The sequence below is a fragment of the Enterobacter cloacae complex sp. IR53041 genome, from assembly GCF_049238285.1.
Taxonomy (GTDB): Bacteria; Pseudomonadota; Gammaproteobacteria; order Enterobacterales; family Enterobacteriaceae; genus Enterobacter; species Enterobacter roggenkampii.
The window spans coordinates 76,587-99,750 of sequence record NZ_JBMKHB010000006.1; the positions used below are offsets into that span (position 1 = coordinate 76,587).

The 23,164-nt window shown below is 56.7% G+C and carries 19 protein-coding genes; 11 read left to right on the forward strand and 8 right to left on the reverse strand.

The features are described from left to right. Window positions 1–120: 120 nt before the first annotated feature. Complete coding sequence (gene dps / locus ACOTXF_RS06475; RefSeq protein WP_008501171.1) at window positions 121–624, reverse strand: DNA starvation/stationary phase protection protein Dps; 504 nt, start codon at window positions 622–624, stop codon at window positions 121–123. Window positions 625–923: 299 nt separating this feature from the next. Then, entirely contained in the window at window positions 924–1,811 is an 888-nt protein-coding gene (gene rhtA / locus ACOTXF_RS06480; protein ID WP_008501172.1) for a threonine/homoserine exporter RhtA, read from the reverse strand. 354 nt (window positions 1,812–2,165) lie between these two features. Here rhtA and ompX point away from each other — a divergent pair, with 354 nt between their 5' ends. Beyond that, window positions 2,166–2,684 (forward strand): outer membrane protein OmpX, encoded by a 519-nt coding sequence (ompX, locus tag ACOTXF_RS06485; RefSeq protein WP_008501173.1) that lies wholly within the window; start codon window positions 2,166–2,168, stop codon window positions 2,682–2,684. A gap of 515 nt (window positions 2,685–3,199) precedes the next feature. Here the strand turns inward: ompX and ACOTXF_RS06490 are convergent. Together ACOTXF_RS06490 and mntS are read right to left on the reverse strand one after the other, a co-directional pair. Beyond that, on the reverse strand, window positions 3,200–4,783 hold the full coding sequence (locus ACOTXF_RS06490) for a phosphoethanolamine transferase (protein ID WP_048961948.1): 1,584 nt from the start codon (window positions 4,781–4,783) through the stop codon (window positions 3,200–3,202). A gap of 283 nt (window positions 4,784–5,066) precedes the next feature. Then, entirely contained in the window at window positions 5,067–5,195 is a 129-nt protein-coding gene (gene mntS / locus ACOTXF_RS06495; protein ID WP_008501175.1) for a manganase accumulation protein MntS, read from the reverse strand. 183 nt (window positions 5,196–5,378) lie between these two features. Between mntS and mntR the strand changes: the two genes are divergently transcribed. The 9 genes from mntR to ACOTXF_RS06540 all read left to right on the forward strand — a co-directional run bounded on the left by mntR (window position 5,379) and on the right by ACOTXF_RS06540 (window position 16,021). Further along, window positions 5,379–5,852 carry a manganese-binding transcriptional regulator MntR gene (mntR, locus tag ACOTXF_RS06500; protein ID WP_008501176.1) on the forward strand — a complete coding sequence of 158 codons (474 nt, stop codon included), beginning with the start codon at window positions 5,379–5,381 and terminating at the stop codon, window positions 5,850–5,852. Further along, on the forward strand, window positions 5,849–6,958 hold the full coding sequence (locus ACOTXF_RS06505; protein WP_021240969.1) for an anion transporter: 1,110 nt from the start codon (window positions 5,849–5,851) through the stop codon (window positions 6,956–6,958). Before mntR ends, ACOTXF_RS06505 begins: the two co-directional genes overlap by 4 nt. 101 nt (window positions 6,959–7,059) lie before the next feature. Next, entirely contained in the window at window positions 7,060–8,154 is a 1,095-nt protein-coding gene (locus ACOTXF_RS06510) for an HlyD family secretion protein (protein ID WP_421635257.1), read from the forward strand. Then, window positions 8,151–9,722, forward strand: a complete 1,572-nt coding sequence (locus ACOTXF_RS06515; RefSeq protein ID WP_232926444.1) for a DHA2 family efflux MFS transporter permease subunit — start codon at window positions 8,151–8,153, stop codon at window positions 9,720–9,722. The genes ACOTXF_RS06510 and ACOTXF_RS06515 overlap by 4 nt, the downstream gene beginning before the upstream one ends. Further along, window positions 9,722–11,245, forward strand: a complete 1,524-nt coding sequence (locus tag ACOTXF_RS06520; protein ID WP_232926445.1) for an efflux transporter outer membrane subunit — start codon at window positions 9,722–9,724, stop codon at window positions 11,243–11,245. The genes ACOTXF_RS06515 and ACOTXF_RS06520 overlap by 1 nt, the downstream gene beginning before the upstream one ends. Before the next feature lie 104 nt (window positions 11,246–11,349). Then, window positions 11,350–12,390: an aldo/keto reductase gene (locus ACOTXF_RS06525; protein ID WP_047745342.1), complete on the forward strand. Its 1,041-nt coding sequence runs from the start codon at window positions 11,350–11,352 to the stop codon at window positions 12,388–12,390. 148 nt (window positions 12,391–12,538) lie between these two features. Beyond that, window positions 12,539–13,915, forward strand: a complete 1,377-nt coding sequence (locus ACOTXF_RS06530) for a glycoside hydrolase family 1 protein (protein ID WP_047745344.1) — start codon at window positions 12,539–12,541, stop codon at window positions 13,913–13,915. Window positions 13,916–13,966: 51 nt separating this feature from the next. Next, entirely contained in the window at window positions 13,967–15,289 is a 1,323-nt protein-coding gene (locus tag ACOTXF_RS06535) for a PTS sugar transporter subunit IIC (RefSeq protein WP_232926446.1), read from the forward strand. A gap of 15 nt (window positions 15,290–15,304) precedes the next feature. Then, complete coding sequence (locus ACOTXF_RS06540) at window positions 15,305–16,021, forward strand: GntR family transcriptional regulator (RefSeq protein ID WP_025912880.1); 717 nt, start codon at window positions 15,305–15,307, stop codon at window positions 16,019–16,021. Between the two features lie 8 nt (window positions 16,022–16,029). On the opposite strand, the gene ACOTXF_RS06545 is transcribed toward ACOTXF_RS06540, so the two are convergent. Together ACOTXF_RS06545 and ldtB are read right to left on the reverse strand one after the other, a co-directional pair. Next, complete coding sequence (locus tag ACOTXF_RS06545; RefSeq protein ID WP_023615566.1) at window positions 16,030–16,839, reverse strand: glycosyltransferase; 810 nt, start codon at window positions 16,837–16,839, stop codon at window positions 16,030–16,032. Between the two features lie 242 nt (window positions 16,840–17,081). Continuing rightward, a complete protein-coding gene (ldtB, locus tag ACOTXF_RS06550; RefSeq protein ID WP_008501186.1) occupies window positions 17,082–18,002 on the reverse strand; it encodes a L,D-transpeptidase in 921 nt (306 codons plus the stop codon). A 222-nt stretch (window positions 18,003–18,224) separates the two neighbouring features. Here ldtB and ACOTXF_RS06555 point away from each other — a divergent pair, with 222 nt between their 5' ends. After that, the gene (locus ACOTXF_RS06555; protein ID WP_008501187.1) at window positions 18,225–19,820 is read left to right on the forward strand and encodes an ABC-F family ATPase; all 1,596 of its coding nucleotides are present in this window, start codon (window positions 18,225–18,227) and stop codon (window positions 19,818–19,820) included. Between the two features lie 83 nt (window positions 19,821–19,903). Here ACOTXF_RS06555 and ACOTXF_RS06560 read toward each other — a convergent pair whose 3' ends face one another. Both ACOTXF_RS06560 and ACOTXF_RS06565 read right to left on the reverse strand, forming a co-directional pair. Then, window positions 19,904–22,267, reverse strand: coding sequence for a TIM-barrel domain-containing protein (locus ACOTXF_RS06560; protein ID WP_047745349.1), 2,364 nt, complete (start codon window positions 22,265–22,267; stop codon window positions 19,904–19,906). Window positions 22,268–22,284: 17 nt separating this feature from the next. Next, window positions 22,285–23,022, reverse strand: a complete 738-nt coding sequence (locus tag ACOTXF_RS06565) for an MFS transporter (RefSeq protein WP_232926447.1) — start codon at window positions 23,020–23,022, stop codon at window positions 22,285–22,287. Window positions 23,023–23,164: the final 142 nt, after the last annotated feature.

The window sequence follows — 23,164 nt, forward strand, 5'->3', positions numbered from 1 at the left end:
GTTGTGTGAGGTGATTATTACAATTTCTTCACTTTTGCACGTTCTCAGGCAAAAAACGTGCACCATAGATGTGCAAAACCCTCACCGAAGGGCGAGGGTTTGATAGAAAATTCGTATGAATTATTCGATGTTAGATTCGATGAACCACAGGAACTGATCCAGATCGCGGGACGCGGCGGTGAAGATGTCTGCGGTATCTTCGTCTTTCGCTTCGCTAATCGCTTTGCGCACATCGTTCGCCACAATCGCATAGCGGTCCGCCAGCTCTTTCAGGTGATCCTGAACGGTGTGGATATCCAGCGGATAGCTTTTCAGCGGGGTTTTGCTGTTGATCACCTGTGTGGTACCCAGCGCCACGCCGCCTAACTGAACGGCACGTTCAGCCATCGTATCGAGGTGGGTAACCAGTGCTGTGCGGAAGCCATCCAGCATTTCATGAACGGCAATAAAGTTTGCACCGCGCATATTCCAGTGGGCCTGTTTGGTGATCAGCGAAAGATCGATGAACTGGATCACCTGGCGATTCAGCAACTCAATGGTCGCTTTTTTGTCGCTGTCCGATACATCGTTACGGGTATAAAGCAGATTAGACGCTTTCGTTTTCACCAGTTTAGCGGTACTCATAATCTCATATCCTCTTGATGTTTATGTCCCAGGTAATTACGGAACTAAGTATAGCACCGGATTTTTTCTCTGCGGTTTGGCTGTGCCTATCGGTTTAATAGCGAGAAGGAGGTTGAGAATTTAATTTATTGAAAGTATTGAATAATTTATAAATTGATACAGATCAATCTTAATTGCTGAATGGGGAAGTTAACGCAGAGGAATATTTTGCTGGCAGGAGTGAGTGTGTAAGAAATTATAACGCCTGTGTTTCTGGCCTTTATTCTGCATGGCGTGGAAGCCATGCAGAATATATGGCCTTAGTTGATATCCACTTTCTCAACTTTTGGCTCCGGGCGCATGGTAAGCGTCGAGCCCATTGATGCCGCGATAATCGAGCAGAGCGCCAGCGTCTGGGTCAATGTCAGGGTTTCGCCGAGAAACACCATCCCGGAAATCGCGGCAAGCGCAGGCTCCATACTCATCAGGGTGCCAAATATGCGTGTCGGCAGACGCGTCAGCGCAATCATCTCCAGAGAATAGGGGAGTGCGGTAGAGAGAATCGCGACCGCCAGACCGATGGGCATGACGGACCATTGCCAGATAGACTCTGTCGCCTGCGCCATACCGATGGGCACAAACACGATGGCCGCAATCAGGGAGCCCAACGCGACGGTCGCCGGACCGTGCTCTTCCCCTGCGCGCTGGCCGGTGAGGATATAGACAGCCCAGCAGGCACCTGCGCCCAGCGCCAGCGCTGCGCCCGTCAGATCAATCTCAGAAACGCTCTGGCCCAACGGCAGCAGGAACCATAAGCCCAGTACGGCTAACACGACCCAGATAAAATCGACCGGACGTCGGGAGGAGAACAGCGCCACCGCCAGCGGGCCGGTAAACTCCAGCGCGACGGCAATACCCAGCGGTATCGTCTGGATGGAGAGGTAGAACAGGTAGTTCATTGCCCCCAGGGAGAGTCCATAAAACAGCAGCGGTAAACGCTGCTCCTTTTTGAAGCGCAGACGCCACGGTTTAAAAATGACCACCAGTATTGCCGTGCCCAGCACAATACGCAGGGCGGTCACCCCGGGCGCGCCAACCAGCGGAAAAAGCGATTTTGCCAGCGAGGCGCCGCTTTGAATGGACAACATGGCAATGAGTATGACGGCTACCGGCAACCAGACCGACGACGTGCGGGATAACCCAGGCATCCTTTCTCCTGTCAGCTTATGTCAAATGAGGTAAAGGTTGCAGTGTAAAGGAAATATGCGGCTACGGTTGAGGTACTGTTGAAAAAAAAACAGGTGAAATCCGTAAAATGGTTAAGCGCTGGTGGATTTATCGCCTGTCAGATTAGGAATAATCTGGATGAATGTAACTGCGCAGACGCGCACTATGCGCATTTAGTAGTGAAAATTGCATGTGATTTGAAAGAGATAGCTGATGCTGGAAACGTTCTGTTACAGGAAAGGTTTCATTAGACATCACGAATCACAAAGAGTTTCGCAAATTTTTTTGATATATTTAAAACTTACGGACTTACTTGGATCACATTTGAGGTGGTTATGAAAAAAATTGCATGTCTTTCAGCACTGGCCGCTGTACTGGCTGTTTCCGCAGGTACCGCTGTAGCTGCTACTTCTACTGTTACTGGTGGTTACGCTCAGAGCGACTATCAGGGCGTGATGAACAAAGCTAACGGTTTCAACCTGAAGTATCGTTACGAGCAGGATAACAACCCACTGGGCGTGATCGGTTCTTTCACCTACACCGAGAAAGATCGTTCTGAAAACGGCGCATACAACAAAGGCCAGTACTACGGTATCACCGCGGGCCCAGCTTACCGTCTGAACGACTGGGCAAGCATCTACGGTGTTGTAGGTGTTGGCTACGGTAAATTCCAGCAGACCGAAAACGAAGGTCTGAACCGCACTGCAAGCAACAGCGACTACGGCTTCTCCTATGGCGCAGGCCTGCAGTTCAACCCAATCCAGGACGTTGCTCTGGACTTCTCCTATGAGCAGAGCCGTATCCGCAACGTTGACGTTGGCACCTGGATCGCGGGCGTAGGTTACCGCTTCTAATCACTTCGGTGATTAAATAAAAAATCCGCCCACTGTGGCGGATTTTTTTTTATTTTGTTCCCTCCCGCTGTGGGGAAAGGTCCCTGGTAACTTTAAACCAGAAGCGATTCAGGTTTTGAAGTGAAATGATTAACCTTCAGCGATGCTATGGTCCGGCTGTAAATCGCCGAAGCGTTTCCGTAAGGCCGGGGCGAGGCGCAGGGATGCGCCGAGAGGGCGTGGCCTGCAGGGATGCAGGCTCATGCCCGACCCGATAGCCTGAAGGAATAAGCTGAGGGTACCGCGAAGCGGCGATTTACCGCCGGGAGCCCGGGTCGCCAGGGTGGTGGCGACTGAGCCACCCTGGCACGTTCACCGGTGATGTCGTTACAGAGTAACAAGGAACATAAAGTGAACGGAATGACCACCAGAGCCGTATGTTCCCCCTCACCCCATCCCTCTCCCTCAAAGGAGAGGGAGTCGTCCGTGCAGGCCTCAGCCCTGTAGGAGAGGACCAGGGTGAGGGCATCAGACTGCTACTTACTCTTAATATCAAAAATATCCGTACCCAGATGGTTGTAGTCAACTTTCTGTAACTTGAAGTTGGTAACGTACACTGGGGGAGCTTTCTTGTTAGAGACAAACGGATAAACATTTTTTATCTGCCCGGCGGTAATCCCCGTCCACTGCGAGAAAAACTGCAGGAAATCATTTGCTGAACGGCGTGCTTTAATGACGCGATGCGTTTTATCGTCACTCGACAGCACCATAAACGGCACCTGGAAGTTCTGCTGGAACTTGTCATCGTGCGCCAGATACTGCACCTCTTTACCGCGCTCTTTAAACGCCAGCCCGTGATCCGAGAAATAGACCATGGAGAAGCTGTCGCCCGTATTGCGCAGCTGATCGTACAGCTTGCTCAGCAGGTCGTCGGTTTGCGTCATGGTGTAGAGATAGCAGGAAGTCTCTTTGGACTGCACAAACTCCGCGTACTTTCCGCCTGTCCGATCGCAGGCCTGTGGGTGCGACCCCATGAGGTGCAGAACGATCAGCTGCGGCTGGGTGCGCGGGGTGGCGAAGACCTGCGCCGTCATTTTCAGCAGCGCTTCGTCTTTAGTGTTTTTGTCAGCTTCAAAGTCGCCATTTTTCAGGAACTGCACTTCGTCAGCCCGTTTGGCGATGCTGGCAATCGCCGTATCGTATTCGCCAATTTGCCCCTGATTAGAGAACCACCACGTCTGAAAACCCGCGCGGTTTGCCAGGGTGACGAAATTATCCTGATACTGCGGTTTGCCATCCACCACCCGGTTAAGGGTCAGACCGAGTGATTTCTGCGTCGAGCCGCTGGCCGCGACATAATCGGTAAACAGGGTGCCTTTGACCGAACTCGCAAACGGGGTGTTATCCCAGTGGCCGCCAAACGCGCCCATTGCATCGCGACGCGCGCTTTCACCAATCACCACTACATAGGTGTGATATTTCGGCTTCACGGCCAGCACGTTCCAGGTGTCTTTCATATTGGAAAGCTCAGCCATGCGGGCCTGTTCGTCGAGAACCTCTTTATTGTTAACAACGACGTCTTTCACGAAGCGGAAAACCGGATAGCCGATGTTAATAAGTCTTAGCTTACCGTCCCAGGGAATGTTCTGGATGGGGGCGACAAACGCCACGGCAATGCTGAACACCAGACAGAGTATGTCGATCTTACCCCAGGATTTTTTCTCGCCCGGCTGACGACGGATGGCGATAACGCCCAATGCGAAGATAAAGAGCCCGACCACGTAGCTGTACCACGGGAAGATCGTCAGGATCTCCGTCGACTCTTCCATATTGGTCGAGTGCAGCGCCAGCAGGGTATTAAAGTTTGGCGAGCCGTACGCCTGACCAAACGGGAAATAGAGTGCCGCAACCAGCGAACAGATGCCGATTAACGCTTTTTGCGCGCGCGGGGCGGCGCGCCATAGCACATGCAGAATGCAGGTGAAGGCCACCGCGTAGAGCAGACTAAAGGGATAACCCAGCGCAAAGTTAATCAGTAATGACTGCAAAAAGTAAAAACCCGTCCACGGGCTTAAGGCCCGGCTGCGGGTCACAACGGTATCTATCAGGGTTACATTCATAGGTCACTATCATGGATGAAAACGCCATGTGCTCACCCTGGCGTCAAGGGTCATAACCTGCCTGACAGTGCGTGGAGAGGGAATGAGGGTCCGCTTCAGCGAGCCGCAAATTGTGCAGGGCTGCAAGAAGATAGTGCGAGCGCTAAATAATATCAACAGTTGCTAAGCAGATGTTTTGCGAAGGGGATTGCAAATCCGTAAAAAAGATCGGGAATAGGGCGGCTGGAAGCCAGTTTAGAGCGAGATTGTGACGGGAAAATGAAGCGGCGTACCGCAACGCCGCTTAGTGGGAAGGTTTATCATCCTGATGCGGTTTGCCGTTAAACATATCGCACAGCATGTTCAGCAGCATTAAGCGCACTTTAAAGGGGGAGTGGGTAAACACGGTCATGCACCTCTTGAATTCGTTCATAAGACCTCCTGATTTTTGATCCCTTCGATCCGTGAAGGGTGACTGCATTACATACAGATATAGCACAGGCTATATTGTATAGCTATGGCTATTTCGTTAATTTTTTGTGCTTGTGGAGGGATGGTTTACAATGTGCGCTCTCGATACCGGGCGCTGGAAGCGTCACCCCACTGAGGAAGTACAATGAACCGTCGCGCAGGTAAGCCAACCATTAAAAAAACGACGCAACTGGTGAATGTTGAAGAGCATGTCGAAGGTTTTCGCCAGGTCCGTGAAGCGCACCGGCGTGAACTGATTGATGATTATGTTGAACTCATTTCCGATCTGATTCGTGAGGTCGGGGAAGCGCGTCAGGTCGATATGGCCGCCAGGCTGGGGGTATCGCAGCCAACTGTCGCAAAAATGTTAAAACGTCTCGCCTCCGTGGGCCTAATTGAAATGATCCCCTGGCGCGGGGTCTTTCTGACGCCGGAAGGGGAGAAACTCGCGCAGGAGAGCCGCGAGCGCCACCAGCTTGTCGAGAATTTTTTACTGGTGCTGGGCGTCAGCCCGGAGATTGCCCGCCGGGATGCGGAAGGCATGGAACACCACGTCAGCGAAGAGACGCTGGTGAAGTTTCGCGAATTTACCCTTAAATATGGTCCCTCCGCTGAATGAAAATCCCTGGACTGCAGGCCCTGGCACGCGATCGTTTCTTCCATCTCTTATTACTCATTGGCGCAGGGTTAAGCCTCTTTGTGCCGTTTGCGCCGCAGGCCTGGCCCGCTGCCATTGACTGGCGCACCATCATTACCCTGAGCGGCCTGATGATGCTCACCAAAGGGGTTGAGCTGAGCGGCTATTTTGACGTTCTGGGCCGTAAAATGGTGCGCCGCTTTGCCACCGAGCGCAGGTTGTCCCTGTTTATGGTGTTCTCCGCCGCGGTGCTGTCGACGTTTCTGACCAACGACGTGGCGCTGTTTATCATCGTGCCCCTCACCCTCACGCTGCGTAAGCTTTGCGAGATCCCGGTAAGCCGGCTGATCATCTTCGAAGCGCTCGCCGTTAATGCCGGTTCTCTGTTAACGCCCATCGGTAACCCGCAAAATATCCTCCTCTGGGGCCGTTCCGGGCTGTCGTTCGCCGCTTTTACCTGGCAGATGGCGCCGCTGGCGCTGGTGATGATGCTGTCGCTGCTGGCGGTCTGCTGGTTTGCGTTTCCGGATAAAAAACTGCAGTACCACAGCGGCACCACGGGCCCGCAGTGGCAGCCGCGTCTGGTCTGGAGCTGCCTCGGGTTATACATCGTCTTTCTGTTCGCGCTGGAGCTGAAGTATGAGGTGGCGGGCGTGTTGCTTGTCGCCGCGGGCTTTGTCGTCCTCGCGCGACGCGTGCTGGTCAGCGTGGACTGGACGCTGCTGCTGGTCTTTATGGTGATGTTTATTGATGTGCATCTGCTTATTCAGCTTCCGGTGCTGCAAAACGTGCTCCACAGCGTCAGCACGCTGTCTCAGCCGGGACTGTGGCTGACGGCGATTGGCCTGTCGCAGTTTATCAGCAACGTGCCTTCCACCATTCTGCTGCTCAACTATGTTCCGCCGGACACGCTGCTGGCCTGGGCGGTGAATATCGGCGGGTTTGGGCTGCTGCCCGGCTCGCTGGCCAACCTGATTGCCCTGCGCATGGCCAACGATCGCCGCATCTGGTGGCGCTTCCATCTCTGGTCAATCCCGATGCTGGTTTGGGCCGCGGCGATCGGTTTCGGAATATTCCTTCTCATATAGTGCGCAATTTGTCAGTTTTTCCTGGCAAACGTATAGCAACGTCCTAGCTTTAGTGAACGGCATAGTGTGATGCCGCTCACTGACAGGACCGTTGCTGAACTATGGCTGAAGATCAAACTCCACCTGCTGACGAGCAGGACAAAAACAATAATGAGCGTAAGCGCCCGGGCAAAAAACCGTTAATTATCCTCGGCATTGTCGTGGTGGTGATGGTCGTCGTGGCGCTGGTCTGGTGGTTTTTAACCCGTAACGAAGAGACGACCGACGACGCCTTTACCGACGGCGACGTGGTGACGATTGCCCCGAAAACGGCAGGCTACGTCACCGAGCTGCGGGTGCGCGATAACCAGCGCGTGAAAAAAGGCGATCTGCTGGTGGTCATCGATCCGCGTGATACCACCGCGCAGCGCGATCAGGCCCAGGCCCAGCTTGGGCTGGCTATCGCGCAGCTGCACCAGGCCCAGGCGCAGCTCGCACTCTCCAAAGTGGAGTATCCCGCCCAGCGTGACGAAGCCAAAGCGCAGGTGCTGAAAGCGCAGGCCGATCTGGCGAACGCGCAGGCGGAGTATCGCCGCCAGCGCGGCGTCGATCCGCGGGCGACCACCCAGCAAAGTATTGATTCTGCGAATGCGCAACTGCGCAGCGCCCAGGCGGGTCTGGCCAGCGCTCAGGCGCAGCTGGAAGTGGCAGAGCAGGTACAGCTGCAAATTCGCCAGCAGGAAACCAACGTTGAAGCGCGCGAGCGTCAGGTCGAACAGGCCAAAGCGCAGCTGGAAACGGCCAATCTGAACCTCTCTTACACCGAAGTTCGCGCCCCGTTCGACGGGTTTGTCACCAAACGCAACGTGCAGCCCGGCACGCTGGTGCAGGCGGGTACGGCGCTGTTCTCGCTGGTTTCGCCGAACGTGTGGGTGGTGGCGAACTTCAAAGAGTCCCAGCTTGAGCGCATGAAGCCCGGCGATAAAGTCACCGTGTCGGTCGACGCGTGGCCGGATATGGCGCTTGAGGGCCACGTTGACAGTATCCAGCAGGGCAGCGGCTCGCGCTTCTCCGCCTTCCCGGCTGAAAATGCCACCGGTAACTTTGTCAAAATTGTGCAGCGCGTGCCGGTGAAAATCGTGATTGATAAGGGGCTCGATCCGAACAAACCGCTGCCGCTGGGGCTGTCGGTCGCGCCGAAGGTGACGGTGGAATGACGGATCACAGCCACGACAGCTGGAAGCCCGCCAGCAATCCGTGGGCGGTGGCGATTGTCGTCACCCTGGCGGTGTTTATGGAAATTCTGGACACCACCATCGTGAACGTGGCGCTGCCCCACGTGGCGGGTTCACTCTCGTCCAGCTATGACGAATCCACCTGGGTGTTAACCAGCTACCTGGTCGCGAACGGCATCGTGCTGCCCATCTCGGCGTTTCTGAGCCGGGTATTTGGCCGCAAGCAGTTCTTCCTGATCTGCATCGTCATGTTTACCGTCTGCTCGTTCCTCTGCGGCATCGCCACCGAGCTGTGGCAGATCATCCTGTTCCGCGTGATGCAGGGCTTTTTTGGCGGCGGGCTGCAGCCCACGCAGCAGTCGGTACTGCTCGACTACTTTAAGCCGGAGGACAGGGGCAAAGCGTTCGGCCTTTCCTCCATCGCGATTATCGTTGCACCGGTCCTCGGCCCGACGCTGGGGGGCTGGATCACCGACAACTACTCCTGGCGCTGGGTGTTCTTTATCAATATCCCGGTGGGGATTGTTACGGTGCTGGCGATCTACCAGCTGCTGGAAGATCCGCCGTGGGAGAGCAAATCTAAAGAGAAGCTGACCATCGACTGGACGGGGATCGGCCTGATCGCCTTAGGGCTTGGCTGCCTGCAGGTGATGCTTGACCGGGGAGAAGATGAGGACTGGTTCTACTCGAACTTTATCCGTACCTTCGCGGTGTTAACGCTAATCGGCATTATCGGTGCCATTTACTGGCTGGTGTATGCCAAAAAGCCGGTGGTGGATCTGCACTGCATGAAGGACCGCAACTTTGCGATTTCCAGCCTGCTGATGGCGGGGATGGCGATGATTTTGTACGGCAGCTCGGTGGTGATCCCCCAGCTGGCGCAGCAGGATTTAGGCTATACCGCCACCTGGTCCGGGCTGGTGCTGTCGCCCGGGGCGGTGCTGATTGTATTAACGATCCCGCTGGTGCTGAAGCTGATGCCGGTGGTGCAGACGCGCTGGATTATCGCCTTTGGCTTTACCTGCCTGGCGGTGTCGTTCTTCTGGTCGCGCACGCTGACCCCGGATATCGACTTTGAAACCCTGGTGCTGTTCCGCAGCGCCCAGTCGCTGGGGCTGGGGTTCCTGTTTGTGCCCCTGACCACCATTGCCTTTATTTCGATTCCAAGACGGCTGAATGCCGACGCGGCGGCGCTGTTCACTATGTTCCGTAACGTCGCGGGCTCGGTCGGGATCTCGCTGTCGACGGCGGCCATCACCGAACGGTCTCAGGCGCATAGCGCGCACCTTGCGTACCACGACTCGCCGTTTAACGAACAGTTTCAGCAGGCAATACGCGAAAGCGCCCAGGCGATCCAGAACTTCACGACCCAGGTGGGCGATCCCACCGGGATTGCCACCGGACGCCTGTACCAGACCATGATCGAGCAGTCGCGCTTTTTGGCCTACATCGACGTCTTCACCCTTCTGAGCGCCGTGGCCTTGCTATTGATTCCGTTTTGTTTGTTGCTCTCGCCGGTTAAGAGCGAGGGGAGTGCAGGAGCACATTGATGATACACAGACGTTTACACCCCCTGATGATAATGATGCTGCTGGCAGGCTGCGCCGTCGGGCCGGACTATCAGCCGCCCGCGCCGCCTGCCGTGACGCACTGGAACGATAAGGGCGACAGCGGGGTAAAATCGCAGACGACCTCCGCCGCGACCAACCCGCGCTGGTGGAAGACCTTCGGCTCGCCGCAGCTCGACAGCCTGATTGAGCGCGCCATCGCCGGGAACCTGACGCTGCAGCAGACGGTGCTGCGCATCGCCGGCGCGCGCGAGCAGATTAACCAGGCGGGCGGGGCGTTTTACCCGTCGGTGAACGGCAATCTGCAGGCGACGCGCCAGCAGCTCGGGCTGGAAGGGGAGCTGAAATCCCACGGCGTGTATGACCAGCTGGATAGTATCGATCCTAATTTGAAAGGCGCGCTGGGGCCGCTGACCCAGCCGATTAACCTTTACCAGGGCAGCTTCGACGCCCAGTGGGAAATTGACCTGTGGGGCAAGGTGCGCCGGCAGGTGGAGGCGGCAGAAGCGCAGCAGAAGGCGGCGATAGAGCAGCGTAACGACGCCCTGGTGTCGCTGGAGGCGGAAGTGGCGCGCGCGTGGCTCCAGCTGCGCGGGGCGCAGAGCATTATCGCCACGCTGAACACCCAGATTAAAAGCGCGCAGCAGACGCTGGATCTGACCGAAAGCCGCCAGCGGGGCGGGCTGTCGCCGCAGATGGATGTAGAAAATGCGCGGGCACAGCTGGGTAACCTGGAGGCGCAGCTGCCGCAGTACCAGGCGCAGGCGCGGCAGGCGATGAATGGCCTGGCGATCCTCCTTGGCAAGCCGCCGGGTGCGCTCGATGCGGAGTTACAAAGCGTGCAGCCGATGCCCGCATTGCCGGATATCGTGCAAACCGGCATTCCGTCTACGCTCGCGCGACGCCGTCCGGACGTGCGCGAAGCGGAGGCGAATCTTCATGCCGCCACGGCGCAGATTGGCGTCTCGGTGGCCCAGCTGTTCCCGAGTTTTACCCTCTCCGGGCAGTTTGGCCTGCGCAACAGCGAAACCAACTGGCTGACCGACTGGAGCAGCCACTTCTACAGCTTTGGCCCGCAGGTCTCCATTCCGATTTTCCAGGGCGGTCGACTGGTTTCCAGCGTGAAGGTGGCGCGCGCGCAGCAGGGGGCGGCGGTGCTGGACTATCGTCAAACGGTGCTGACTGCGCTTGGCGATGTCGAAAATGCGCTGGTGAGCTATCGCACCGACCAGCAGCGTGAAGCGGGCCTGGCGAAAACCATTGATGCCCTGCAAAACGCCTTTGACCTGGCGAGCGACAGCTATCGTCAGGGGATCGCCAGCTTTATCGACGTGCTGGACGCCCAGCGGCAGCTGGCGCAGGCCGAGCAGCAGCGTGCGCAGGCGCAGGTGCAAAGCGCGCTCGATCTGGTGGCGCTCTACAAGGCGCTCGGTGGCGGCTGGGAGCCGTATCAGCAGGTGCAGCTGCCGGACTACAGCGTCTTTGGCGACGCCCCGCGCGGATAAATATTCAGAGGATTGGGCAAGAAACGGACAGGAACGCCACATTCGCGATGGCAGAGGGGCGGGTATAACTAACAGACACCCAATCGACATGCGAGGAAAGCGTTATGCGTTATCAAAAACTGGGCAATACCGGACTGTTCGTTTCTGAACTCTGCCTCGGCACCATGACGTTCGGCGGTGAAGGCGGCATGTGGGGCAAGATTGGCCAGCTCCAGCAAAATGAAGCCGAGCAGCTGGTGGGCCGCGCGCTGGACGCGGGCATCAACTTTATCGACACCGCCGACGTCTACTCGGAAGGCCGTTCGGAGGCGATCCTCGGGCAGGCGCTGAAAAACCTGAACGTTCCGCGCGAGAACGTGGTCGTCGCCACCAAAGTGTTCGGCGAAACCGGAACGGCAGGAGTGAACTCGCGCGGCAGCTCGCGCTATCACATCATCAGCAGCGTGAAGGAGAGCCTGCGCCGCCTGCAGCTGGATCATATCGATCTCTATCAGCTGCACGGCTTCGACCCGGCCACGCCGATTGAAGAGACGCTGTATGCGCTGGATAACCTGGTGCAGCACGGCCACGTGCGCTATATCGGCGTCTCGAACTGGGCGGCGTGGCAGATTGCCAAAGCGCTGGGCATTTCCGAGCGCCTCGGGCTGGCGCGCTTCGCATCCCTTCAGGCGTATTACACCATCGCCGGACGCGATCTTGAGCGCGAGCTGGTCCCCATGATGCAGAGCGAAGGCGTCGGGCTGATGGTCTGGAGCCCGCTGGCGGGCGGCCTGCTGAGCGGAAAATATGGCCGCGACGGGCAGAGCGAAGCCGGTAGCCGCCGTCTGGAGTTTGACTTCCCGCCGGTGAACAAAGAGCGCGCCTTTGACTGCGTGGACGTGATGCGCGTGATTGCCGAAAGCAAGGGCGTCTCCGTCGCGCAAATCGCGCTGGCGTGGCTGCTGCACCAGAAGGCGGTGACCAGCGTCATCATTGGCGCGAAGCGCGTTGAGCAGCTGGACGACAACATTGCCGCCACCGGGATCCGCTTAAGCGAAGACGAGCTCAAACAGCTGGATGCGGTGAGCGCGCTGCCGCGCGAGTATCCGGGCTGGATGCTGGAGCGGCAGGGTGAATATCGCCGCAACCAGCTCGCGCAGCAGTAACCTTTCTTGCCCCGGTCGCGCATCGCTTACCGGGGCTTTTTTTCCCGCATTGCTCACAAAAAACGATCCTCCTATTTGATCGTTTTTACATCTTCGCCTATATGACTAGTCATGAATTTTTAAATGACTAGTCATATAGGGAGAGAACATGAACAATCAGCTGCCAGCCAACTTTTTATGGGGCAACTCGGTATCGAGCATGCAGACGGAAGGGGCCTGGAACGAGGGCGGGAAGGGGATGTCGGTGTATGACATTCGTGAAGCCGGGGAGAACGTCTCCGACTGGAAAGTGGCGACCGACTCCTACCACCGCTACCGGGAAGATTTCGACCTGATGCAGGATCTGGGCATGAACTGCTACCGCTTCCAGCTCTCGTGGAGCCGCGTATGCCCGCAGGGCGACGGCCCGTTCAACGACGAAGGCATCGCATTTTACGACCGCTTTATTGACGATCTGATCGCCCGCGGCATCGAGCCGATGATCTGCCTGTACCATTTCGACATGCCGCTCGCGCTGGCGCAGGAGTACAACGGCTTTATCGACCGCCGCGTGATGGACGCCTTTATCCGCTACGGCAAAAAGATGATCGACTGCTTTGGCGACCGCGTGAAGTACTGGCTGACCTTCAACGAGCAGAATATTTTCCATATGCCGGAAGCTTTCCGCATTTCCGGCTATATGAAAGGCGATCAAACCCTGCGCGAGCTGTACGAGCTGCAGCACCATACCATGGTGGCGCACATGGCGCTGACCGAGTATCTGCACCAGACGAAACCGGGCCAGCTGATGGGCGGCATGCTGGCGCACCAGTTGGTTTACCCGGCCACCTGCAAACCGCGCGATATCTTCTGCGCCCAGCAGTATGACGAGTTCCTCAACCAGAACCTGCTGCGCGTCTTTGCCGGGCAGGGCTACAGCCCGGCGGTGATGGCGGTGGTGGAGCAGGAAGGCTTTGGTGATATCTACCGCGCCGAAGATTTAGCGCTACTGGCGCGCACCAGAAACGACTATATGGCCTTCAGCTACTACGCCAGCAAAACGCTGGACAGCGATGCGATCCCGGAAGGCACGCCGGTCAACTATTACCTGCTGCACGGCGAGAAAAATAACCCCTACCTGAAAGCCACCGAGTGGAACTGGCAGATCGACCCGCTCGGTTTTCGCACCATCATTACCCGCTACGCCAACGACTGGCGCATGCCGGTCTTCCCGATTGAAAACGGCATTGGCGTGATTGAGTCGTGGGATGGCGTCAACCCCATCGAGGATACCTACCGCATCGACTACCACCGGGCGCACATCGAGGCGATGAAAGCGGCGATATTCGAGGATGGGGCAGAGGTCATGGGCTACCTCGGCTGGGGGTTAATCGACATTCTCAGCTCCCAGGGCGACATGCGTAAGCGCTACGGCGTGGTCTACGTCAACCGGGAAAACCACGACCTGAAAGACCTCAGGCGCGTGCCGAAGAAGAGCTACGCGTGGTTAAAACAGGTTATCCATACCAACGGACGCGAGATGTAAGCCGTACGCTGCCGGGCCGTTTTTGTGACTGATTGATGGGAACACGCCGCTATGTCTGAAACAAAAATCACACCGCATATGCAGTCCTTTGTCGATAAGTTTGTCGAGTTCTCGGCGCGCCTGGCAAACCAGGTGCACCTGCGCTCCCTGCGCGACGCCTTCGCCACGGTGATGCCGATTTTCATCCTCGCCGGCCTGGCGGTGCTGGTGAACAACGTGGTGTTCCCGTGGATTTTTCACGGCGATACGCTGGCACACTTCAAAGTGTGGGGCGAGGCGATTATCAACGGCACGCTTAACATCGCCGCGCTGCTGCTGGCCCCGATGATCGCCTGGTCACTGGCGCGCAACAAAGATTTCGACAACCCGGTTTCGGCAGTGGTTATCGCCGTCAGCAGTTTTATCATCATGATGCCGATGCGCTTACAGGTTACGCCCGTTGGCAGCGACGCCGCGGTGAACGTCACGCAGGTGCTGACCTTCGCCAATATCGGCTCCACCGGGATTTTCGCCGGGGTGCTGATTGGGCTGCTCTCAACGGAAGTGTTTATCGCGATTTCGCGCCTGAAGGCGCTGCACATATCGCTCGGGGAAAATGTGCCCCCAGCGGTCAGCAAATCCTTTACCGCGCTGATCCCGACGATCCTCACGCTCTCCCTGTTCGCGGTGCTGGCGGACGTGCTGGCAAACGTGCTGCACACGGATCTGATCCATCTCATTACGACCTTTATCCAGCAGCCGCTGCGGCTGATCAACACCAGCCTGCCGGGGACGATTTTCATCTACAGCTTCGGCAACTTCCTGTTCACGCTCGGTATCCATCAGTCGGTGGTCAACAGCGTGGTGCTGGAGCCGTTTCTGCTGATCAACACCAACGAGAACATGCTGGCCTTCGCCAACGGCCAGCCCATTCCGCACATCATCAACAACATCTTCGTGCCGACGTTTGGCATGGTGGGTGGAACCGGCAGCACGATCTCGCTGCTGATCGCCATCTTTATCTTCTCCCGACAGCAGTCGGCGAAACAGGTGGCGCGTCTGTCGCTGGCGCCGGGCTTATTCAACATCAACGAGCCGGTGATCTTCGGCCTGCCGATTGTGTTTAACCTGCCGCTGATGATCCCGTTTGTGCTGTTGCCCGCGATAGGCATTTACTTCGTCTGGCTTTGTACCACGCTGGGATTCATGTCGCGCTGCGTGGTGATGATCCCGTGGACCACGCCGCCGATTCTCAGCGCCTGGCTGGCGACGGCAGGGGACTGGCGGGCGGTGGTGGTGCAGTTGGCAATCATTATATTTGGTGTATTCTTCTACCTGCCTTTCCTCAAGATTGCCGAGCGAGTGGCGTTGAAAAACAGCGGGATAGAAAACTAACTGTAAGGAAGGACGATGGCGGCGAAGTACATCACCATAGCGCGGGAAATCAAGAAACGCATTATCAGCCAGCAGTACGCCGCCAATGAACCGCTCCCGGACCAGTTTGCGCTGGCGGCGGAGTTCAGCACCAGCCGGATGACCATCCAGCAGGCGATGCGCCAGCTGATCGTCGAAGGGCTGGTCTACACCCGTCAGGGGCAAGGGACGTTCATCCGCAAAAACTTCCTCCAGCTCTCGCAGTGGGATCTCTCCGGCAGCGACTATTTCGGTGCCACCAAAACCTGGGCGCATCTGGGTACGGTCACGAGCCAGGTGGTGCATTTCGAACTGCGCTTCCCGAACGAAAAAGAGCAGGCGTCGCTGATGATTAACGCCGATGCGCCGATCTACGACTTCATTCGCCTGCGTTTACTGAACGGCGAACCCATGTCGCTGGATTCCACGGTGATGCCGATGAATCTGGTGCCGGGCCTGACGAAAAACCACCTTGAAGGGTCAGTGTTTCAGTACGTTCAGGAAACCCTGGGGCTGAAAATTATGGGATCATACCGGGTCGTGCGGGCGCTAAAGCCCAGCGCGCTGGACAGAGAGCATCTGGTCTGTGAGGAAACCGATCCGGTGCTGGAGGTGGAGCAGGTCATTTATCTGGAAGATGGCACGCCGCTGGAGTATGCCCACTGCCACTATCGGTACGACCACGGCGGGATTGTTATCGTGAATAACGGATAGTCCGTCCTTCAGGCACACGACTCGAAATAGCTGTCTGTATCTTTTATGTAAAGATCGTTCTGACACAGATGCTGAATATGACCCGGCTTAAATGTAAAACGGATTTTTTGGATCCAGGATCGTTTTATTTTGCTGGTATTGTCGCGTGATAATCCATAATCATGAATTATCTCATGAACAAAACGAATGCTCTTTGCAGAAACATAGACCGGTGTTTTGGTGAGCTGAATCAGTTTGCTGATCCAAATATCATCTGCGCGAGGACAAACCCGAATAAAATCCTCGTTAAAATGGAAATACTCCGGAATCATATTTTTCTTGAGGACAACGCCACCAAGACCGGTGATGATATAGTTTTGCTTAACAACTTTTGGCACAGTGATAAGCGGGAAATTACGATAGGTATCAAGAAGTTCTTTCTTCTTCTTTACCGTTTCGCGCACGCGCGCAGCAACCACATATTCCTGATTGTGGTGGTAAAAATCATCTAGTAGGGTTTCTGCCCACATTTCGTTATAAATGGCGTCATCGTCGGCATAAATCAGAATATCCTCTTCCGTTGCCGCTTGTAACGCAGGAAACAATTTACGATAAGGCCCGGTGTTTTTAACCCATTTAAAAACCAGGTTTGTACCTGTCTGGCGAATTTTCTGCGCCCATTCAGGCTCTTCAGTGATGCCTTCATCACTGAGATAAGGTGTACTGGAGACCCATACAACAATTTGATCGACTTTTTTACTCTGGTTCGCTAGTGACCACACTGTCTGCGAACAGAGATAAAGGCGCGATTTTGTTGTTGTTAAGTTAATACTGATCATTGTACTAAGTGTGCTCCAGGAAATAAAAAGACCCTATAAATACAGATTAAACTGATGTTATAAGTAGGCGCATCATAACACTTAGAGGATCAGATGTAACCACGCCGGGTTGGCAGAAAATGGCAAGAATGGGACTTACGGCAATAATTGCTGTTCAGAAACGATGAGTGCAGTGGGTATCGCGGAGTAATAAGACCCCGAGATTTCGAGGTCTTATAATGTACTTTAAAGATTCAGATTGATCAGTTCAGACGCACCGGCATACCGGAACGGTTCTGAATCGCCTGGTCGACGATGGTGGTTTCCACGTCAGGCTGAGAGGTCACGGACTGCACCGCGCTGTTCAGCGTAATCGGCACGATCTCGTTGTTGTTGATCTGGTCTTCGCTGGTGGACAGCGGGTTGTGCACTTCGATGTAGCGGCTGCCGTCTGGCTCAGACGTTGCTTTCACCGGTTCGTTGATGAACTGCACGCGCGTACCGACCGGCACGTTTTCGAACAGGAACTTGATATCGTCGTTACGCAGACGCACGCAGCCGTGGCTTACGCGCAGACCGATACCGAAGTTGGCGTTGGTGCCGTGAATCGCGTACAGACGACCAATGTACAGGGCATACAGACCCATCGGGTTATCCGGGCCGGCTGGCACCACGGCTGGCAGCGGTTCGCCCGCAGCGATGTATTCCGCGTGCATTTTGGCGGTTGGGGTCCAGGTTGGGCCCGCTTTCTTACGTTCAACTTTGGTGGTCCAGTTCAGCGGGGTGTCTTTACCCAGCTGGCCGATACCGATTGGCAGCACGATAACGGTATTGGTGCCTTTCGGGTAGTAATACAGACGCATTTCGGCGCTGTTGATCACGATACCTTCATGAACGGTATCCGGCAGGATCAGCTGCTGAGGAATATTCAGCACGGTACCTGCTTTTGGCAGATACGGGTCAACGCCCGGGTTCGCTTCCAGCATGTTTGACAGGCCCAGCTGGTACTGCGCGGCGAAATACTCCAGCGGCTGAGAGTTACCCTCAGGCACCGTCACCACCTGGTTTTGACCCACCAGACGGCTTCCGTCGGTCGGCAGGGGATACGTCACCGCAGACGCGGTCTTACAAAAACCTACTACGGCTAACGCCGCCGCAAAAAGCGTTGTTAATTTCATGTTCATGTTGTGCGAGGTATCTAAGCCATTCAGGCGATGAGTTGATAAGTCTGAATCTGTGATGGGAGCGCATTATATGTGCATTCCCGCTAACAGGGAATTCAGATGTGTACGAAATCACATTTTTTTCGATTTTGTTAAAGTTTAGTGGATTGCCGCAACACGGGATCTCAATTCGGAATTGTGGCATAATGCCGTGTTTATCACACTTTTCGCAGGAATCTCCCCGTGTTAGTTACCAGCAACGTCACTATGCAGTTTGGCAGTAAGCCGCTGTTCGAAAACATTTCCGTCAAATTTGGCGGCGGCAACCGTTACGGCCTGATTGGTGCCAACGGTAGCGGAAAATCCACCTTCATGAAGATCCTCGGCGGCGATCTGGAGCCGACCCTCGGCAACGTCTCGCTCGACCCTAACGAGCGTATCGGTAAGCTGCGTCAGGATCAGTTCGCCTTCGAAGAGTTCACCGTGCTGGACACCGTGATCATGGGGCACGCGGAGCTGTGGGAAGTGAAGCAGGAGCGCGATCGCATCTACGCGCTGGCCGAAATGAGCGAAGAAGATGGCTATAAGGTGGCCGATCTGGAAACGCAGTACGGCGAGATGGACGGTTACTCTGCGGAAGCGCGTGCGGGCGAGCTGCTGCTGGGCGTCGGCATTCCGGTTGAACAGCATTACGGCCCGATGAGCGAAGTTGCGCCAGGCTGGAAGCTGCGCGTGCTGCTGGCTCAGGCGCTGTTCTCTAACCCGGACATCCTGCTGCTCGACGAACCAACGAACAACCTGGACATCGACACCATCCGCTGGCTGGAGCAGACGCTCAACGACCGCGACAGCACCATGATCATCATCTCGCACGACCGTCACTTCCTGAACATGGTCTGTACGCACATGGCGGATCTGGACTACGGCGAGCTGCGCGTCTATCCGGGCAACTATGACGAGTACATGACCGCCGCCACCCAGGCGCGCGAGCGTCTGCTGGCGGACAACGCCAAGAAGAAAGCGCAGATTGCGGACCTGCAGTCCTTCGTTAGCCGCTTCAGCGCCAACGCCTCTAAGTCGCGTCAGGCGACCTCGCGTGCGCGTCAGATCGACAAAATCAAGCTGGAAGAGGTTAAAGCCTCCAGCCGTCAGAACCCGTTCATCCGCTTCGAGCAGGACAAGAAGCTGTTCCGTAACGCGCTGGAAGTGGAAGCCCTTACCAAAGGCTTCGATGAAGGCCCGCTGTTTAAAAACTTCAACCTGCTGCTGGAAGTGGGCGAGAAGATTGCCATTCTGGGCGCCAACGGCGTGGGTAAATCCACCATGCTGAAAACCCTGGTCGGCGAACTGCAGCCGGACAACGGCACCGTGAAATGGTCCGAGAACGCGCAGATTGGCTACTACGCGCAGGATCATGAGTACGAATTCGAAAATGACCTCACCGTCTTCGACTGGATGAGCCAGTGGAAGCAGGAAGGCGACGACGAGCAGGCGGTGCGCAGCATCCTGGGCCGTCTGCTGTTCAGCCAGGACGACATCAAAAAGCCGGCTAAAGTGCTCTCCGGTGGCGAGAAAGGCCGCATGCTGTTCGGCAAGCTGATGATGGAAAAACCGAACATTCTGGTGATGGACGAACCGACTAACCACCTGGACATGGAATCGATCGAATCCCTGAACATGGCGCTGGAGATGTATCAGGGCACCCTGATCTTCGTCTCTCACGACCGCGAGTTCGTCAGCTCGCTGGCAACCCGCGTGATCGAGATTACGCCAGAGCGCGTGGTGGACTTCACCGGTAACTACGAAGATTACCTGCGCAGCAAAGGTATCGACGGCTAAAAAAAAGCCCGGAGGCGCTTCGCTTACCGGGCCTACGGGTGACTTTGTAGGCCGGGTAAGGCGAAGCCGCCACCCGGCAATGTTCAGAGCACCCACTCACTCCTTTCAATCCCGTTCACCCGCAGCGTACGTTTTTCCCCCGCCGGTAATGATACCTTCAGTGCCTTCCATGCCGGACAATAGTCGCCGCGCACGTTCACCTTCAGGTTGATACTTGCGCCATCGCACACCATCTCCCATTCCACCCACAGCGCATTGCCGTTCAGGTAGCCCCAGCTTTCACCGTCGTCTTCAAACAGCAGCCCCGAGGTCGTGCCAACGCCTTTCACCGGGAACAGCTTCAGTTCGCGGGTCGTATCTTTTTCGGCACTCACATGCGTGATGCGCTCGCTGAGCGGCAGAGCGGCCCCGGCGCGCACCAGCAGCGGCAGTTTTTCCAGCGGCGCATCGAGGACGATGGATTGCCTGCCCGCATACCACGCGTGGGTGTAAAAATCGTACCAGCCCGTTTCGTTATCCGGCAGCCAGACGCGGCGCTCGCGCTGCCCGGCTTCGACGACGCTGGCGACCAGCAGGTCGCGGCCCAGCAGGAAGTCGTCGCACTCTTTGAAGGTTTGCGCATCGTGCTCGTGGTCGAGGAAGGTCGGGCGCAGCATCGGCTCGTCGTCGGCGTGCGCCTGCCAGAGCAGGGTGTAGAGATACGGCAGCAGGCGGTAGCGCAGCTCAATCGCGCCGCGAATGGCAGGCGTGACGCCCGGATACATCCACGGCTCGTTCACCGTGTGGTCATCGTTCCACGAGTGAATGGTAAAGCGCGGGTGCATCACGCCGTTCTGCACCCAGCGCACGAACAGCTCGGCGTCCGGCTTGTCGCCGGAGAAACCGCCGACGTCGTGCCCGACGTTGAACAGCCCGGACAGGCTCATGCCCAGCCCCATGCGGATGTTATAGCGCAGGGTGTCCCAGTTGGTGCGGTTGTCGCCGCTCCAGGTCTGGACGTAGCGCTGCATCCCGGCGCAGCCGGAGCGGGAGATGAGATACGGACGCTTTTCCGGCGCAAAGCGCTGCTGCGCTTCCAGCGAGGCGCGCATCATCAGCAGCGGCATCACCGGGCGAATATGCTTGATGGCGATCTCCTTGCCGAAGCCAAAGCAGCGGGCTTCCCCGTCCCACACTTCATATTCGTTATTGTCGTTCCAGGTGGAGTCGATGCCCATCTCCAGCAGCTGCGTGGTGACGCCGTTCTGCCACCACTGCACCGTCTGCGGGTTGGTAAAGTCGAGGTGTGAGCCTTCGTCATCCCAGAAGCTGGAACGTTCGGGTGCATCGGTTTCTGAATCGCGAATGAACAGCCCGCGTTCAGCCACTTCGCTGTAGCGCGGATGGTCCTGCAACAGGCACGGCTTGATGTTCGCCGCAAGCTTCAGTCCCGCGTCGTGGAAGGCCTGGCTCATCACCTTCGGCTGCGGCACCTTGTCATAGTTCCAGTTGAAGACGTAGCGCTTGCCGTTGATGGAGGTATAGCCAGACGAAAGCTGGAACGAGTCGCACGGAATGGCGTGCTCTTCGCACAGGCGAATAAAGTTCATCAGCTGATTCTGCGCGTCCGGCGCGTCGGTGTAGTGCATGGTTGAGCCGCTGTAGCCCAGGCTCCATTTCGGTCCGAACAGCGTTTTTCCGGTCAGGCGAACAAAGGCTTTAGTGACGTCCAGCACGCGTCTGCCGGTAAAGAGGTAATAATCGATATCGCCCGCTTCCGCCTGCCAGCGGCGATAGGCGGTGTGGTAGTTGTCGATCTCGTTACCCAGATCCAGCCAGCAGCTGCTCAGGTTGTCGTAGAACAGGCCGTAGCTCACGTCGTCGCGGCGGGTGAGGGTGAACGGAATGTGCTTGTACAGCGGGTCGGTGCTGGCGGCGTTGTAGCCCATCGCGTCCAGGTTACGCATCTCGTAGCGTTTACCGTTGCGCTGCAGATCGCCCGCTTTCTCGCCCAGGCCGTAGAAACGCTCGTCCTTGCGGCGGCTCAGGTAGTGCGCCACGCCGTCGCCGTGGGCGTTCAGCAGGTAGGCGCTGGTGGGGCGGTCGTTGACCAGCGGCTGCCACTCGCCCGCGTCATTGCGGTAGTGCCACTCCAGCCACAGCGGCTGGTGCACGGTGACGCGCAGCTGTTCGGTTGCCACGGTTAACGTGTCGTCCTGCTGCGTCAGCGTCCAGGCCGGGCAGGTGAAGCCGCTGACATCGTCACGACGGCGACCTTCCCACGGCACGTCTTGTTCCGGGGCGATGCTCCAGGTGCGGTCCAGCGCCAGCTCGCCTTTGCGTTTGATCAGCACGCGGAACAGGTTCTCTTCCAGCACATACAGGCACAGACGGTGCTGGTTATCGACCAGCAGTTCAAGATGGTTTGCCGACTGCGTATCAACGGTCCAGTTTTTCAGGGTTTTCATATGCAATACATCCACTATCAGGCGCGCTTGGCGCGACGTTCAGCAATAAATGCTACCAGGAAGAGAGCGCCAATCAGGTCAAAGAAGCCCATGGCGATAAAGAGCGGGTTAAAGCCGATTTTGTCGGCGGTCACACCGATTAGCAGCGAGAACAGGAAGCTGGCGATCCACGCCGCCGAGCCGCGCATGCCGTTGACGGTCGCCATCTGGCCTTTGTCGAACGACTCCACGACCAGGGCGCTCAGCATGCAGGAGATGATCTGGTGCCCGAAGCCGCCGATGGAGAAGCCCACGCCCGCCCAGCCGGCGGCAACGGGACGCTCTGATTTCGGGAACCATTCGCCGATGGTTTTGGCGTTCGCCGGGGTGGCGGCGGCCTCTGAAGCCCCCATAAAGAAGCGCAGTATGGCCAGGTGCAGCCAGCTTCCGGCGCCCGCGTGGAAAATACACATCAGCGCCCAGATACCGGCGCAGACCATAAAGCCAATCTTCAGGCCAATGACGTCAATCAGCCAGCCGCACAGGGGCTGGAAAATGGTATAGGCGATCTGAAACGCGCCGACGATCCAGGAGTATTGCTCGGTGGTGATCCCGAGGCTCTCTTTTAGCTCCGGAGCGAGAATACCTAAGGAATTTCGGGTGATGTAGTTAACGGTGACGCCCAGCAAAAACAGCACCAGCACGTACCAGCGCAGGTTCTTAATGACGCGACGGGTTTTGCTTGTCGCAATGGTGTTATTGATGTCCTGACTCATTTTACTCTCCACAAGACGGACGGTAAGGGGACGGAGGTTCAGGTGTCACACAGATTGTTATGCCTTTGATTTCTATCCGCTTATAATGCTTAAGTTGCTATACAACTAGTATGGAAGCTGTGTGACAAGTTCACCTTAAGGA